Origin of the sequence: Halomonas sp. KG2, assembly GCA_030440445.1 — a bacterium.
In the GTDB taxonomy this organism is placed as follows: Bacteria; Pseudomonadota; Gammaproteobacteria; order Pseudomonadales; family Halomonadaceae; genus Vreelandella.
This window is the reverse complement of sequence record CP098528.1, coordinates 646,489-661,830: the sequence shown is the minus strand read 5'-3', so window position 1 is coordinate 661,830 and position 15,342 is coordinate 646,489. Positions and strand designations below refer to the sequence as shown.

The window sequence follows — 15,342 nt, the reverse complement described above, 5'->3', positions numbered from 1 at the left end:
GCGCTATTGTCGCGGCTTAACGGTTCAATGTCATCTGCGGAGTAGATACGCTGGGGAAGTGGGTGTTTTAAAAACCCTAACGATAGCCCTCATTAACAATGCGTATGTTAACGATCAATATAACTTCGATACACCTAACTGCACCTGATTACGGTCATAGCTATACAGATCAATGTTGCTACGCCGGGATGAGCGGATCAAGGTAAGCTCTGGTGTAAATCCTTTGAATACCCAGCGGCGGTTGGTCAAGCGTAATCTTGTACGCCATAAATTGTCGCGCCGCTCCACACCAAACGCCGGTGTCACGTCATCATAGCGAGCACGAAGATACTCAGGTTGGATCAGAGCCGTTAAGCCTCCGAATAACTCCCGGTAGTATCCGACACCACCGCGATAAACGGTATTGCTGAGCATATCCAGCTCCGTAGACTCTTTGGACAGACCCAGTACTCCCATCACGCCGCTAGATGGCGTCAGAGCATACTGCCAACTGCCCAGCCAACTGGTACGGGTGCCATCCAAACTGCTAACGTCATCGTGGCGAACCCACTGATGCTCTAACGAAGTATGCAGGCGTGTTCGAGAAGATGGATAGTAGGTCACTTCCTGCCGAAGACCAGCGCCATGATTATAGGGCTCATTGCCATACCAGCGATGAAAACCGGTTAACAACGTGCTGAGTTCAAGGTCGCCAAACTGAAATTTAGGACCGACATGCACATTGACAAAGGTATCGTCAAAGCTTCCCCCACGATAGTCGGTACGGTACAAGCTCCCCCCCAGCCGCAGTCGAGTGTTCTCGGCAATATGCGGTGTCCATTCCGCACTTGTATTAAGCAGCAGCCCTATGCCCGTCTGACGCTTTGCGTCCTCTGATAATTGGAAGGGTAGTCCGAAGATACTAATTTCCTCGATACTCGGTGCGGCATTGATATTAGTATCCGGGGCAAGCGCTACCGAAACATCCCAGTTGAATGTCTGGAGGTGGTGGATAGCAGCAAGGTAGCGATCAATATTGGCATTGACCTCGGTGGGCAGATTACCACTACGCGCGAAGCGGAACTGACGCCCTGCGTCGCGGTAGTCACCGCTCTCGAACAGCGCCCGCCCAAGTTCAAGACGAACACGCACCGCCTGTGGGTCTCGGATTAGAATCTCACGGAAATAATCGCTAGCACTCTCGAACTCCTGCTCCTCCATCGCCAACATGCCGAGCAGAAAGGCGATATCGTCGTTATCGGCAAAGTGCTCACGTGCTTCCAACAGCACCGCTTTGGCTTGCTCACTGTCACCCTGCTCCATCAGGCGTGTGGCGGCCACAGCGGCTAAGGGGATTTCACGATGAGTGTCGTTAGTTGGCGCGGGTGAATCGGCAAAGGCTGAACCGGAAAAGTACCCACAAGCCAGTACAATGGCGATAAATCGGCAAATAGGCATACATCAATCCTTGTATGGATGACGTGCAGTTGAACGCATTGTCAGCACGCTACTGGCTAAAATAGCCCCATCCGAATAGATGAGGCTGAACGGGCTAGTCTTTTTTGACACCGAAAGCACCAAAAGCTGCGCTTCCATTCGGGTCTTTAACTGACCAAACGGCAGCAGCCTCTGCCGCCCCCGGGCCATAGAAACGACCACGGAACTCACCCTCTGCGTCAGTGCTCAAACTGGCAGCATTACCGGGTGACGATATAACTTCGGTTATGCCAGCAAAGCGGTTGCCGCTATCATCAAGGCCACCAGCAAGATTGATGTTATTCCAGGGTTGCTGTATGGCACCATTTTCCGTATCCATGGCAGTCATATTGGTCAAACTACCGTTTAACGTTCTATCTGCGAAGTTAACACTCATATTTGCTTGACCAAATAAGTTACCAGGCTGCCCATTGTCTATAATGACTGTACCTCTAGCGGCCCCACTGTAACTTGCGGATCCTGTAGAGGGCATGTCATTGAGATGAGTGTCGTAGCCGGTGGCAAAGTAACTACCGTCAGAATCGCCACCGCTGTTGCGGATTACCCATTCGCCAAAAGCCGCGTAGTTCAAAGAACCGTTAAGGAATTGTTCCGACTCATGCTCTACGGAACGTATCCTAATATCATTATCGTCTCCATTATCGAAGATGTAATCTCCATTATCGAAGATGTAAGGAGCACGACTTTCCGTGAAATCCCTATTTTCGACGCCAGCAATTGGCGCATTCAAACGGATTCTTGACTCGCCATTTGGCCCATTAGGTAGGACTTCGATCATTGCTGCGTGATCTAGCACAGGCTGCTGGTTCATGGTGACACCACTGCTAGAGGGAGTTGCATTGGCTGTTACGCTGTCGAGACGAAACTCTTCCCCAACAGGTATCTCCTCGATAGGGTTAATAGTCTTGTAGGTGAAGTCCTGGCCGGGATCACTCGAACCTCCACCATCACCGGAGCCACCACCGCTATCACCTGAGCTACCGCCGCTATCACTTGAGCCACCACCGCCATCCGTCTGCCCTGGGTCACCTTGATCTATTGGCTGGCTGGAGCTACCGCCACTGGAACAGCCCGCCACTGCAACGATAGCCACGGCCAGGAGCGAGAGTTTCAGTACTGAGCCTTTGTTATCAATAGTTTCCATATTGATTTCCCCCTTAATTTATACGGCTTTTACTTTAGGCTCTGCTTATTAAGAAGCTTCTGGCTTTTTAATTCTGTTGATTTGAAATACGCTTGCTAAGCAATTGTTTGCTTAACGTAGCTGCTTCATATCGAGCCTAACTCGATTGAAGTTAAGCACGCGACAGCCATGCAAGAATCACTCAAATGGGTGAAGCATTTAAAAATATCGCGATGCCGCTCATCTATATTGCTTATCTTGAAATAGCTAAAAACCACCACCAGAGAATTAGCGTTGATGCCTAGGACCTGCTAGAAAAGTAAGGTATGGTTTGGTTTTGTAACTACAGATACTCATTAAACAGTGAGTACAATCGTGTATAACAAAGAAAAAAACCTATCTACGCTATTACATACGCTATATGACAACGTCACCTACCCAGAGGGTTGGGGCGAATTCCTGCAACAGCTTGCCAGCCATTTCAATTCGCCTTCGGCCGCATTGCGTATCACTGATCGTGAAAACCCTATCGTTTACCGATCCTTTGCTATTGGCTTAGAGCAGGGGCTTAATTATGAGCAGGAGGCCGTGGTTTTTGACCCCTTCCGCACATCACTGGCTAGCGGCCCACTAGGCAAAGTCCATACAAGCACCGACATAATATCTGATCGGGCATTTGAGCATTCTGAGCACTACCAGCTATTTTTCCGCCCAAACGGAAATTTTTATGCCATGGGCTGCCAGTTTGAACGCGATGGCTCATCTGCGATGCATATTGGCATACATCGACCACGTGCAAAGGGCATGTTTACTCGGCAGGAGCAAGAACAGCTAGAAGATTTGAGCGGACATTTACGCCGTGTAGCTCAACTAACCAAACTGACTAGCCAAGTACAGGAAGCATTAACACAAGCTCAGAATGCCTTTAATCACCTTCCTTTTGGGGTGTGGATGCTGGACGAAAACCTACGCTGCCACTGGTTAAACCGAGTTGCCGAAGATGTGCTTAGCACCCATTGCTTCGGTATAGAGCAGCGTAACGGCCGCTTAATTTTCAATGAAGAAAAGCTCGGTTCAGCCCTTGTTCAGGCATCACGTAGGCTGAACAAAGGAGAAAGTCGCTGTGAGAGCATTCAGCTAAATAGGGCGGGAGCTTCACTGGTACTTTTTTGTAATCAAGAAATAAATTCTTCCCTTTCCTGGAATGTTAGCCCTGCTGCCACCGTTATCGCTTTCTTGCTTGATCCACAAATGACCATCCCCCTAGACCATAGACGTCTAAAAAACCTTTACTCATTGAGCGTAGCGGAATTGCGTCTAGTAGATTTACTAATGCGCGGCCTAGATATTAATGAGGCTAGTGCTTATTTGAACGTAACGGTACACACCACTCGCTCTCAATTAAAATCAGTCATGCGAAAAACAGACGTCACGAGGCAGGCTGACTTAATACGCACATTACTGCTTAGTGTTGGAATAGTTAATCGATTTGAGTAGTTACGAGATGCAAACTTACCGTATCCCAAGGCCAGATGGACGTTTTTTGAGTGTTATGGATACAGGCTCAACAGATGCACCAGCCTGGTTCTACGGTCACGGCATTCCCGGTTCTAAAAAAGAAGTATTGATGGCAACTGCAAGAAATGAAACCGAGAGCATTCGGCTCATTGCCATAGATCGCCCAGGGTATGGTGGCTCCACTCAGATGAAAAGCTACCGTTTTGCTGACCACACAGACGACGTGCAGGCAGTGGCAGAGCAGCTTCAAATTAACAAATTCTCGCTACTAGGTTTTTCGGGAGGTGGCGTGTTCGCCATGGCGACCGCAATGGCTCTCAAAGAGAGAGTCGACAAAGTAATGCTGGTTGGGACGCCTGCTGTTCCGATACAGAACTCGCCCTACAAGCACGCAGGAAAGCTGACTGCCGAGACGTGGCACGCAGCTTTGACTGCCCCTCAGGATTTAATCACCCAGTTAGTAGACTTGACGGGCGACAGCGCATCACTGACCACCGCGTTAATGGACTCTCTCAGTGACCAAGAACGTCAATTCCTACAAGCTTCACAACTACGTAAAGCCTTTCAAAAAAATCTAGTGGCAGCAACACAGCAAGGTGCCTTGATAGCGGCTGATAGCATTGTTAGAGATATTCAACTAATGGCACGAGAGTGGCCTTTCAGCGTTGGAGACTTAGGGGCTCCTGTAGAGATTTTTCATGGTGAGCACGATGCATTAGTTCATCTTGAGCATGGACAAGCACTCGCATCGTTTATTTCTGGGTCTGTCCTAACTGCTTTACCTTATTCAGGCCATTACGACGCATTAATTAAAGCCTATGAAAGAAGCGTTTAGAGCTGATTTTTTTGCAAGCGTGTCTAACACCTCTGCCCTCAGCGCTTTCACACGACTCACCATGAAAAACTTGTTAATGAGCATTTAGCATCTTCTCCAATAGCCAGCTACCTTGAAATGGCAACTCGTCATACGAGCTTCCATGGATAAGGAAAGGAGAATTGCACTATGCGTTATTCACTACCGCTAACAGGTATTGCCGCGGGGTTATTGCTAGCAACTACCGCTCAGGCCAATGAAGCGCTCGACGTTGAAATGCATAAGGTCAACGCCGAAGGAATTGAACAGTCTATTGGGACTGTCGCTATTGAGCATACTGAGCACGGCGTGTTGCTTACGCCGTCGTTAACTGACCTGGAGCCCGGCGTATACGGTTTTCATGTCCATCAAAATGCCAGCTGCGAGCCTGCTGAAAACGATAGCGGCGAAATGACAGCAGCGCTGTCTGCAGGTGGTCATTACGATCCTGAAGAGGCCGGTACCCACCAAGGTCCCTACGGCGATGGCCATCTAGGTGATCTACCGGTTCTCACGGTGAATGAAGATGGCGAAGCCAATCTGCCGGTGCTGGCACCCCGCTTGAGTATGGAAGATATGCCGGGACGCAGCCTGATGATCCATGCGGGCGGCGATACGTATTCAGATGATCCCCACTTAGGCGGTGGCGGTGCGCGCATGGCCTGCGGCGTTGTGGAATCGTAACGTTTAAAACCCCATCACTATAACGACATACCGGGCAGCACAGCGCTGCCCTTTTTTGTGTTGATGATTGCTCTCGCTAGCACCATAGGCCACTAAAGTCTTAAAGCGATTTTCCTGATGAGTCGGTACATTCAGCCCGGCCAAATAAGCGTGCTAACAAGTAACTCACTAGCATGCACGACCATCTGAATTCCCCTGAGACTGAGTGCCCTAAATGATCACCTTCATTGTATCGATACTGCTTCTAGTCGTGGGCTACTTCACCTACGGCAAGTTTGTTGAGCGCGTGTTTGTTACTGACCGCAAGCGTCAAACACCGGCGTTTAGTATGCGTGACAATATTGACTATGTGCCGATGAACACCACGCGCAACTCGCTTATTCAACTGCTTAACATTGCCGGTGTCGGCCCGATTTTCGGCCCCATTTTAGGGGCGCTTTATGGTCCAGTGGCTTTTATATGGATTGTGGTTGGCTGCATCTTTGCAGGTGCCGTACATGACTACCTCACCGGTATGATCTCGATTCGCAATCACGGCGCTCATTTGCCTCAGTTGGCGGGTAAATTTCTCGGTAAAACCATGAAGCATGTGGTCAACGGCTTTGCTATTTTGCTGTTATTACTGGTGGGCACGGTTTTTGTAACCTCGCCCGCAGCGCTGCTTTCTAATATGACTTCACTCTCTTTAACGCTAATTATTCTAGCAATTTTTGCCTACTATCTGGTTGCTACGCTGCTACCGATTGATAAAGTCATTGGCCGTATCTACCCCTACTTTGGCGCTTTGCTGCTGTTCAGCGCCGCAGGCATCGGTATTGGTTTGGTTGTTACCGGCGCACCGATTCCAGAACTCTCTTTCCAGAATATGCATCCGGAAGGAGCTCCCATTTTCCCACTGCTGTTCTTAACGATCTCCTGCGGTGCTCTTTCAGGCTTCCATGCCACACAAACCCCCATCATTTCGCGTACGACGCAAAACGAAACCAATGGCCGTAAAATATTTTACGGCATGATGATTGCCGAAGGCGTGATTGCGATGATCTGGGCCGCCGCCGCCATGAGTTTATTCCAGGGCGAACAATCGCTGTCCGCAGTGTTAGCGGCTGGTGGCCCTGCAGCGGTGGTCAGCGAAGTATCTATTAGCATGCTTGGCGCGGTTGGTGGCACGCTGGCTGTTCTGGGGGTTATTGTGCTTCCGATTACCTCGGGCGATACCGCCTTCCGCAGCGCACGGATGATTATTGCTGATTATCTCAAGGTTGAGCAGAAACCGATTATTAAGCGTATTTTGATCGCCCTGCCACTGTTTGTTGCTTCTTACGCGCTTACCCACATGGACTTTACCCTGCTATGGCGCTACTTCTCCTGGGCCAACCAAACCACGGCAGTGATTGCACTGTGGGTCGGCACCATGTACCTAGTGCTATCACGTAAGCCTTATCTGATCACCTCGATTCCTGCTGTCTTTATGACCATGGCCACCTTTACCTATTTAGCCTACGCACCGATTGGTTTTGGTTTGCCACTGCAAACAAGCTGTATCGTCGCGGCGCTGGGAACGCTGGTATGTATCGCACTGTTTATGAAGCGTGTACGCCGCTTAAGCCGCGCTACCTTTGCTGTTGATGAACATGCTGATGCCTTCGGTACAGGCCAAGAGGGACAGACCCAAACACTATCGACTGCCACCAAGTAAGCTATTGTTTTACTGCCCCTGAAGAAAAAAAGCGCTGAGCTAATCAGCGCTTTTTTATGGGTATTGCTTAGCTTCATTTCGACCACTTTTAGACTCGCTGTTTTGACTCGTTGTTTTAACCACTGAAACACGCTTTTTAGACGCAGTATTAACGCATAGATTGATGCTCAACCAACCAATGTTATATCATAACTAAAATATCTTATTGAGCGGTTCAGCAAGCGATGGTTTCAGTGTGCAGCGACCCCGTGTTATCCGTGCGTGATCTGCGCATTAAAATCGGCCAGCAACAGGTTGTCGATGGGCTCTCGTTTGATGTTATGCCCGGCGAGCGAGTTTGCCTACTGGGTGCATCTGGCTCGGGAAAATCGTTCACGGCTAACGCTGTGCTCGGTTTGCTGCCCCCCAATGCGCAAGCTCAGGGAAGCATACGGATCCAAGACCAAGAAGCGATTGCGACACCAGCAACACAGCGGCCCAAAAACTCTCGGGTATCAATGGTGTTTCAGGATTCCCTTTCGGCGCTTAATCCCTTGGTTTCTATCAGTTCCCAGCTGCGGGAACCCTTTTTACGCCATCATGGTCTATCGCGCCAAGCCGCGACTGACGCCGCAGTGGCACTTCTCGCGTCACTGGACCTTCCAGCCCCTAAACAGTTAATCAAGCGCACCCCAGCAGAGCTTTCTGGCGGGCAGCGTCAGCGGGTCTGTATTGCCCTGGCCATGGCGTGCCAAACGTCGCTCATGGTTGCCGATGAGCCTACCACTGCGCTCGATGTCGTCACTCAATCCCAAGTGTTACGTGCCTTACGTCAACATACTGACAGCGCAGCATCTGCGCTGCTATTTATCACCCATGATCTACACGCGGCAGCGCAGCTATGCCAACGGGCGGTCATTATTAAACAAGGAAGGATGATCGAAAGCGGCGAGTTAGACACCCTAATCACCTCCCCGCAGCCCCCCTTCACCCAAGCGCTAGTAGCGGCGGCACATAATGTGCAACCGCCTGAAATAGTCCCAACTGACTATTTGAAGAGTGCCTAAATGCAGAGCCATCCACTTTTTAAGTGCCAGGAAGCCTTCCTCTCAGCAAACGGGCTCTATAAAAGCGTCTCTTTACCCCGCACTGTTTTTTGGCGGGCGGGTGAACGCAAACAAGTCATGAATAACATCAGCCTGACGCTTTATCCGGGTGAACGTGTCGGACTAGTCGGCTTGTCAGGGTCGGGAAAAACGACATTACTGCGCTCACTGTTAGCGATTGAAGCGCCCGATACTGGTTCGATTACTTGTCTGCATAAAACGGTACGTCCCGCCTCCACGGCCAAGCTTAGATGGTACCGTCGAGCTGTTCAGTATATTCCCCAAGACCCCGGCGCCTCCCTTGATCCTCGCATGAGTGTTCGAGCGCTAGTGGCCGAGCCATTAATAAGGCTGAACGTTGATTGCGCCCCGGGAGAACGTGCCAGAGAAGCGCTGGAGCAAGTCGGCTTGGATGCACGTTTTTTGGACCGTTTGCCTCATGAGCTTTCCGGCGGCCAGGCTCAACGGGTCGCCATTGCCCGTGCGATTGCTACGCGCCCACGCTTTTTGCTCGCCGATGAGCCACTGAGCGGCCTAGATCTACCGGTTCGCGCGCAGGTGATTAGCGTACTGAAAAAACTATGCGATGAAAGCGGCACAGGGCTACTGATGGTGTCCCATGATTTATCGGTGGTCACCCAATTGTGCCAACGCACGCTGGTCATGGATGACGGCAAAATAGTTGAAGACCGTTCAACGGCAGCGCTTTGGCGCGCCCCCCATCACCCGACTACGCGTTCGCTAATCAATGCCGTTGCGCAGCTACCTACTTGTGCGCATCCAAACTGCAATGCAGCTGAGTTAGAAGCACTTTAATAACGTATCTGTGACTTTTTTATTTTTTCTACCCGTTTTTCCTGCCCGTCACTTCAACTGGAGTTTTATGATGTTACCCCGTCCGCTGCGCCTTTCCCTGCCTATTGCCCTTGCCGCCCCGTTACTGCTGGCCGGTTGTTTTGATGAACAGCGTGACACCACATCTGCAGAGGCCGGTGAACGAATCAGCCTAGCGATGCTGCAGCCACCTCGCTCGGGATTAACGCCACTTTCCGATGATGCTTTCAAACTATCGCGCTGGAGCACGGCGGAAACACTCATTCGGTTGGATGCCAGCAGCGACCCACAGCCATTTCTGGCCACCGAGTGGGAGCAGCTCGACGGCCATACATGGCGGTTTGTGATTCGCGATGGGGTCAACTTTCATGATGGTACGACACTGACCGTTAGCGACGTAGTGAACGCTCTCACTGCAGCCACCCAGGCCGCTCCCAAGCCACGCATTTTAGATGGCGTGAACATGACCATCGAAGCCGATGGTGATAACGCGGTGATTGTGCGCACGAAAAACGAAGACCCACTGATCCCCAACCGCCTTTCAAGCCCCCAACTAGCGATTTTAGCCGCCAGCGCCTATGGCGAGGATGGCCGGGTTAATCCCATCAAAGCAGGTACCGGCCCGTTCGTATTAACAGAGATCAACGGCACGAGCAGCGCCCACCTGGATCGCTTTGATGGCTACTGGGGCGAACCCGCCAAAGTGGCCGGTATTGATGCCGATTATGTCCCCGATGGCACCGCCCGGGCGGCAGCTTTGAGAACCAGTGCAGCCGATGTGGTTGAAGCGATCCCGGTATCCCAGGTGGCGCTGCTTGACCCAGAGTTAGTCCACGAAGTGCCCATGCCACGCACCAATACGCTTTACCTAAATACCGAGTCAGGCCCAATGACCGACCCAGGCCTTCGCGCAGCCGTTCGTGAAGCAATAGACCGCTCCGCTATTGTGAATACCGTTTACGAAGGGCGCGCGGATATTGCCGAAGGGTTACTCGGCCCGGCACTAGCGTGGGCAAGCGACTATCGCACCCCGCTTGAAGATCGCACTGCTCCCAGCGAGCCAAACGGTACAGACATCACCCTGGCGACTTTTACTGACCGCGCCGAACTGCCCGAAGTGGCTGTACTGCTTGAACAGCAGCTGACCCGTGCGGGTTTTAACGTTAACCAAGAAGTGCGTGAGTACGCGCATATAGAAGCAGACGCCTTAGCCGGTGAGTTTGACGCCTTTATTCTTTCGCGTGCCACCGTCCTCGATTCAGGCGACCCGGTGGCCTATATGTTCAGCGACTTCGCTTGTGCGGGCTCTTTCAACATCGCCCAGCTGTGTGACCCCGCCGTCGATGAAGCGTTAGCCAATGCCGCCATGCTGCCCACAGGAGATGAGCGCCGCCAGGCAATTATCGAGGCGGAAGCAGCTATTTTACGCACCGATGCGGCTATTCCGATGCTCCACGAACGCGTTATTCAGGGCGAGTCGGCACGGATCTCTAACGCCGAGCGAGACCCCCGCGAGCGTGCGCTGATCACTGAGCAGACAACCATCGACGTCGCCAGTGACTCCTAAGGGTACGCCACGCATGACAACCGCAATACCGCTGCGCCTATGGCGCAGCTTGCGTATCACGCCCTTTATTCCGCTGCTCTCACGTTTGGTTACACTAGCCAGCGTGGTGGTGCTGGTGGGGCTACTGCCGTGGTTATCCGGCCGCGACCCTGCACTGAGCATTTTGCGGGCACGCTCTGCTGAGCAGGAAGCCACCCCCGAAGCTTTAGCAGCCATTCGTGCTCAGTTAGGCCTGGATCTTGGCCCCTTCGAAAAACTACAAAGCTGGCTGCTGGGTCTGCTGCATGGCGATGCAGGCAATTCCTGGGTCTCCGGCGCACCGGTGCTACCGGGCATGTTAAAGAGCGCCCAGGTATCACTGACGCTAATGACCTTTGGCATGCTGGTAGCGGTGGTTACCGCTACGCTGATCTGCATCCCTGTGGTGCGGCGTGGCTTGCGAGGTCAGGTCAGCCACTCTTCCGGTGCCATTGGTGCAGCTCTGACGGCTCTGCCTGAGTTTCTACTCGCCTCACTACTGCTAGTCGTGTTTGCGGCATGGCTAAACTGGCTACCGCCTTACGGCTGGCGAGGTTTAAGTTATGCCCTATTGCCCGCCTTTGCGCTGGGCCTTCCGGCAGGCGGTCTGTTGGGGCGCTTGTTTAGCGATGGCCTTGCAGCCACCTTCAGCGAGCGCTGGGTCGCTACCTGGAACGTAGCAGGCTTTTCACGCAGCCGAATTGTCATGGCCGCACTACGACGCACCTTACCCAGCCTGATGCCTCAGGTCGGCATGGTAATGGTGGGTCTGACGGGAGGAGCCATTGCCGTCGAACAGGTATTCTCTATTCCAGGCCTGGGTCGAGCAACGCTTGGCGCAGCATCGGCCCAGGACCTTCCCGCACTACAAACTGGCATTCTGATTCTGCTGATTATCGCCATTATATTAGGCAGCTTGGCCAATATTGGTCGCGTGCTGTTACTGGGCCGTGCTTTTCAGCTTGGGGCTCTGCCCGTGGCGCATAGCGAACAGAATATTCAGCGTAGGGCATGGGTTGTACCCACCATCGCGATATTGCTGCTCTTTGTGCTAATCGTAGCGGGGATGGGGCGTGACCCGTTTAGCTCCGCGTTTATGCGCTTAGAGTCACCAAGCTTTGCGTTACCATTAGGCGCCGACGGCACTGGGCGCGATATTTTGGCGCGAGTAGCTCACGGAGCGCTGTCCACCATGGGCATGGCAACAGTCGTCGTCTTCTTTTCGCTAGTAATAGGGCTACTGATTGGACTAGCCCCCAAGCTAGCCACGGGTCCTATTGAAATCACCAAGGCAACGCCCCCCACCATTGCGGGGTTGATTGTTGCGGGGCTAATAGGGCCAAGTGCTAGCGGCGCGATCATTGCGGTAACAGCCGTCGCTTGGGCTCCGCTTGCAGCGCACACAGCGGCACTGGTGGCGGAAGTGAAAGCCCAGCCCCACGTTCGCATTACGCCAATGCTAGGCGTGGGTCATTTACGCTTAATGGGCCGCTACATCTTACCGGCAGTGCTTGGCCCAGTGTTTCGCCACGCCATGCTGCGCTTACCTGGCGTGGCGCTGGCCTTGGCTGCACTTGGCTTTCTCGGTCTGGGGCCACGCCCACCTTCGCCAGAGTGGGGGTTAATCCTTGCCGAAGGTATGCCCTATATTGAGCGAGCGCCTTGGGCGGTGCTGATTCCCGCATTAGCACTGATTTTGCTATCGGTACTAGCGGTGTCACTTTCAAACCTAGTGGGCTTAAGCAAACTATCTCGCTAGCAGTATCCAAGCTCAAAAGTAGAAGACGTAAACAGCCAAAAAAACGGGCAGCCACATGGCTGCCCGTTTTGCAGATTGACGCTTTAATTGAACAATACCGCTTTAATTAAATTAACAAGCGTTACTCTTCGTCAGTCGCCAACTGCATATGTTTTTGTAGGTAATTTTGAATACCTACTTTATCGATCAGACCAAGCTGCGTTTCGATATGATCAATATGACTTTCTTCATCGGCAAGCAGGTCACGCAGTAGATCGCGCGTTACATAATCCTTAACGCTTTCACAGTAGGTAATTGCTTCGATGTAGTCCTTGCGGCCGTCGTGCTCGATTTTCAAATCACTTTCGAGCATTTCTTTTACATTTTCGCCGATATGTAGTTTGCCTAGATCCTGAAGATTAGGAATGCCTTCAAGGAACAAAATACGCTCGATTAGTTTATCGGCGTGTTGCATTTCTTCAATGGACTCATCGTATTCCCACTTAGCAAGCTCTTTAAAGCCCCAGTCTTTGTACATTTTGGCATGCAGAAAATACTGGTTGATGGCTACCAGTTCATTGCCGAGGGCGATATTGAGATGCTGAATAACCTTGGGATCACCTTTCATGACGTCACCTTTCTTAGTGTGCGATTACGCTAACTAGAGAGTATAGGCCATAAATAGGCTTACTCCCAACGATGCTGGGAGTATATAGGAAATGACTAAAAATTCAAAAGAATCATATAGTTGCTAACGATAAATCTAACAATAGTGATTCGCGTCACACAGCGTAAGCGAGACTCATATCCGGTTCGCAACGAGCCTCCTGAACCGCTTCACGGGTTAGCGATTTAGCAAAACAAGCGCATTTTCCGCACTGGGTTCCGCAACCCGTGGCCTCACGTACTTCTCGCCAACTACGCGCTCCATCGCTAACGTGCTGGCGAATCTGATGGTCGGTTACTCCCTTGCACACGCAAACGTACATGGCAACACCTCATAAAGATCATGAGATGAATGTAAATGATTCGCATACATCTTTTCAAGTAGAAATAGATGCTTTTTGGTAGCTATTCGTCTTAATAAAAATGAGCCATATGATAACGCCTTGTCATAGCAATATTTTTAGCAAAACAGGCGGTAAAATTATTTTTTCGGTAACACCACGGTTTGCGTATTAGAGGCGATATCTGGCCAGCTTCTGCGTTGCCGATCAAACAAAACCCACCAGTAACCAATGCCAAACGCGGCCAGGGAAAGCCAGGCTGTCACACAGCGAATTAGACTTTGCTTAAGTGTAATCGCATGGCCATCGGTGGTTTGCACCCGCAGCCGCCATGCCTGCATCCCTAACGTCATGCCGCCACGCCGCCACGAATAGACAAAGAATAGCGTGACAAAGAACAGCAACATCAGTCTAAGGCTCCAGATATCAAATTGAGTTGTGCCTATCTCGTCAGCCTGCTGCCCCAGCACAAAGCGAAAAAAAGCCAGATGAGCCACCGTCACAGCGAGCCAAATGGCTGTGACCAAAAATCCGTCGTACAGCATCGCGCCTAAACGACGGCTTAACCCAGCAGGCCAAACGCTATCTAATTGGGTAAAGCGCCGGGGGTTCGTCACCATGCTCGTCACTATGCTCATCCTCATTCACGTATCGCCGCCGCAACTAGCCGTTGCGGTGTAAGAAATAAATACCTACCGCCGCACAGGCAAGAGTTGGCACCAACACCGCCCACACAGGCGAAAAACCAAAGATGGTTGATGCTGGTGCCAGCAGGTCTTGTACATATTTAAAAATCAGACCGGTCACCACGCCATAAAACACTCGCGTACCTGCGGCCACCGTACGCAGCGGGCCAAACACAAAGGAAGCGGCGATTAATACCAGTGATCCCATCGTTAGCGGCATCAGCACCTTTTGCCAGAAATAGAGCAGTGGTTGGTCAGCTTGGAGGTTTTGGCTTTGCAAAAAGTTGGCGTAGGCCCACAGCTCGCTGGGCGCTTGGCTCTCGACATCACGCAGCAAACGTTCCAATTGGGTGGGCGTTAACGCAGTATCCCAACCTGTATGTTGCTGATACTCCGACTCTGTATGATCATCAAAAATGCGCGTAGTGGTAACGCCTTCCAGCTGCCATGCACCCTCTTCCCAATGCGCGCGATTCGCATGGGTAGCCTCAATTAGCCGACGCTCATCAAAACGATAGCGTGTTAAATCCAGCACCACGTTATCCGCACGAATAGCGCCAAAGCGATACACGCTTTCTCCTTCAAACTGCCAACCACTCCGGCTAGTTAGCAGCGTCCCTTCCCCCTGGCGCTGCTCTAAACGCCATGCCTCGGCAAACTGCTCCGTACGGGGAGATACAAACTCGGCGACCAGCAGCACCACCACGACCACTAATAGCACCGGCTTCATGACCCCCCAGACAATCCGCGCAAGCGATCGGCCAGCGGCACGCATCACCGTGAACTCGTTGCTGGATGCCATGCTCCCCATGCCAATCAGCGCACCAATCAACACCGCCACCGGAGCGTATTGATAAAATCGCCAAGGCAGACGCATGCCCAGATAAATCAACACGTCTAACGCGGTATAGTTACCTTGGGTGTCGCCTAAATCACCGATATAGGCGATGGTGATATCCAAGCCAAGCAGGACAAACTGGACGACAATGATGGCCGCCAACACATTGCGGGCAATATAACGATCAAGACGATCAGCAAGCATGAATTAGCCCCTTCA

The 15,342-nt window shown here is 51.8% G+C and carries 14 protein-coding genes; 8 read left to right on the top strand and 6 right to left on the bottom strand.

Annotated elements, in window-relative coordinates:
• Positions 1–114: 114 nt before the first annotated feature.
• Positions 115–1,437, bottom strand: coding sequence for a surface lipoprotein assembly modifier (locus NDQ72_03195; protein WKD28962.1), 1,323 nt, complete (start codon positions 1,435–1,437; stop codon positions 115–117).
• A gap of 94 nt (positions 1,438–1,531) precedes the next feature.
• Entirely contained in the window at positions 1,532–2,620 is a 1,089-nt protein-coding gene (locus tag NDQ72_03190) for a transferrin-binding protein-like solute binding protein (protein WKD28961.1), read from the bottom strand.
• A 354-nt stretch (positions 2,621–2,974) separates the two neighbouring features.
• Here NDQ72_03190 and NDQ72_03185 point away from each other — a divergent pair, with 354 nt between their 5' ends.
• The 8 genes from NDQ72_03185 (at position 2,975) to NDQ72_03150 (ending at position 12,613) form a co-directional block, all read left to right on the top strand.
• Positions 2,975–4,096 (top strand): helix-turn-helix transcriptional regulator, encoded by a 1,122-nt coding sequence (locus tag NDQ72_03185; protein WKD28960.1) that lies wholly within the window; start codon positions 2,975–2,977, stop codon positions 4,094–4,096.
• Positions 4,089–4,952, top strand: coding sequence for an alpha/beta hydrolase (locus NDQ72_03180; protein ID WKD28959.1), 864 nt, complete (start codon positions 4,089–4,091; stop codon positions 4,950–4,952). Before NDQ72_03185 ends, NDQ72_03180 begins: the two co-directional genes overlap by 8 nt.
• A 168-nt stretch (positions 4,953–5,120) precedes the next feature.
• On the top strand, positions 5,121–5,654 hold the full coding sequence (sodC, locus tag NDQ72_03175; GenBank protein ID WKD28958.1) for a superoxide dismutase [Cu-Zn] SodC: 534 nt from the start codon (positions 5,121–5,123) through the stop codon (positions 5,652–5,654).
• Between the two features lie 214 nt (positions 5,655–5,868).
• Positions 5,869–7,350 carry a carbon starvation protein A gene (locus NDQ72_03170; GenBank protein ID WKD28957.1) on the top strand — a complete coding sequence of 494 codons (1,482 nt, stop codon included), beginning with the start codon at positions 5,869–5,871 and terminating at the stop codon, positions 7,348–7,350.
• A gap of 224 nt (positions 7,351–7,574) precedes the next feature.
• Positions 7,575–8,396, top strand: coding sequence for an ABC transporter ATP-binding protein (locus NDQ72_03165; GenBank protein ID WKD28956.1), 822 nt, complete (start codon positions 7,575–7,577; stop codon positions 8,394–8,396).
• Positions 8,397–9,251 carry a dipeptide/oligopeptide/nickel ABC transporter ATP-binding protein gene (locus tag NDQ72_03160; GenBank protein WKD28955.1) on the top strand — a complete coding sequence of 285 codons (855 nt, stop codon included), beginning with the start codon at positions 8,397–8,399 and terminating at the stop codon, positions 9,249–9,251. It begins immediately after the preceding gene.
• A gap of 67 nt (positions 9,252–9,318) precedes the next feature.
• Positions 9,319–10,836 carry an ABC transporter substrate-binding protein gene (locus tag NDQ72_03155; protein WKD28954.1) on the top strand — a complete coding sequence of 506 codons (1,518 nt, stop codon included), beginning with the start codon at positions 9,319–9,321 and terminating at the stop codon, positions 10,834–10,836.
• 13 nt (positions 10,837–10,849) lie between these two features.
• Positions 10,850–12,613, top strand: a complete 1,764-nt coding sequence (locus tag NDQ72_03150; GenBank protein WKD28953.1) for an ABC transporter permease subunit — start codon at positions 10,850–10,852, stop codon at positions 12,611–12,613.
• 121 nt (positions 12,614–12,734) lie between these two features.
• On the opposite strand, the gene bfr is transcribed toward NDQ72_03150, so the two are convergent.
• From bfr to lptG, 4 genes are all read right to left on the bottom strand, one after another.
• Positions 12,735–13,220 (bottom strand): bacterioferritin, encoded by a 486-nt coding sequence (gene bfr, locus NDQ72_03145; GenBank protein ID WKD28952.1) that lies wholly within the window; start codon positions 13,218–13,220, stop codon positions 12,735–12,737.
• 154 nt (positions 13,221–13,374) lie between these two features.
• The gene (locus NDQ72_03140) at positions 13,375–13,581 is read right to left on the bottom strand and encodes a (2Fe-2S)-binding protein (GenBank protein ID WKD28951.1); all 207 of its coding nucleotides are present in this window, start codon (positions 13,579–13,581) and stop codon (positions 13,375–13,377) included.
• Between the two features lie 158 nt (positions 13,582–13,739).
• Positions 13,740–14,237: an RDD family protein gene (locus tag NDQ72_03135; protein WKD28950.1), complete on the bottom strand. Its 498-nt coding sequence runs from the start codon at positions 14,235–14,237 to the stop codon at positions 13,740–13,742.
• 25 nt (positions 14,238–14,262) lie between these two features.
• Positions 14,263–15,327, bottom strand: a complete 1,065-nt coding sequence (lptG, locus tag NDQ72_03130; protein ID WKD28949.1) for an LPS export ABC transporter permease LptG — start codon at positions 15,325–15,327, stop codon at positions 14,263–14,265.
• Between the last annotated feature and the right edge of the window lie 15 nt (positions 15,328–15,342).

Excerpts from the sequence above, each read along its gene's own strand:
- NDQ72_03195 (WKD28962.1), bottom strand. The coding sequence starts at position 1,437 with ATGCCTATTTGCCGATTTATCGCCATTGTACTGGCTTGTGGGTACTTT.
- NDQ72_03190 (WKD28961.1), bottom strand. The coding sequence starts at position 2,620 with ATGGAAACTATTGATAACAAAGGCTCAGTACTGAAACTCTCGCTCCTG.
- sodC (WKD28958.1), top strand. The coding sequence starts at position 5,121 with ATGCGTTATTCACTACCGCTAACAGGTATTGCCGCGGGGTTATTGCTA.
- NDQ72_03170 (WKD28957.1), top strand. The coding sequence starts at position 5,869 with ATGATCACCTTCATTGTATCGATACTGCTTCTAGTCGTGGGCTACTTC.
- NDQ72_03165 (WKD28956.1), top strand. The coding sequence starts at position 7,575 with ATGGTTTCAGTGTGCAGCGACCCCGTGTTATCCGTGCGTGATCTGCGC.
- NDQ72_03160 (WKD28955.1), top strand. The coding sequence starts at position 8,397 with ATGCAGAGCCATCCACTTTTTAAGTGCCAGGAAGCCTTCCTCTCAGCA.
- NDQ72_03155 (WKD28954.1), top strand. The coding sequence starts at position 9,319 with ATGATGTTACCCCGTCCGCTGCGCCTTTCCCTGCCTATTGCCCTTGCC.
- NDQ72_03150 (WKD28953.1), top strand. The coding sequence starts at position 10,850 with ATGACAACCGCAATACCGCTGCGCCTATGGCGCAGCTTGCGTATCACG.
- bfr (WKD28952.1), bottom strand. The coding sequence starts at position 13,220 with ATGAAAGGTGATCCCAAGGTTATTCAGCATCTCAATATCGCCCTCGGC.
- NDQ72_03140 (WKD28951.1), bottom strand. The coding sequence starts at position 13,581 with ATGTACGTTTGCGTGTGCAAGGGAGTAACCGACCATCAGATTCGCCAG.
- NDQ72_03135 (WKD28950.1), bottom strand. The coding sequence starts at position 14,237 with ATGAGCATAGTGACGAGCATGGTGACGAACCCCCGGCGCTTTACCCAA.
- lptG (WKD28949.1), bottom strand. The coding sequence starts at position 15,327 with ATGCTTGCTGATCGTCTTGATCGTTATATTGCCCGCAATGTGTTGGCG.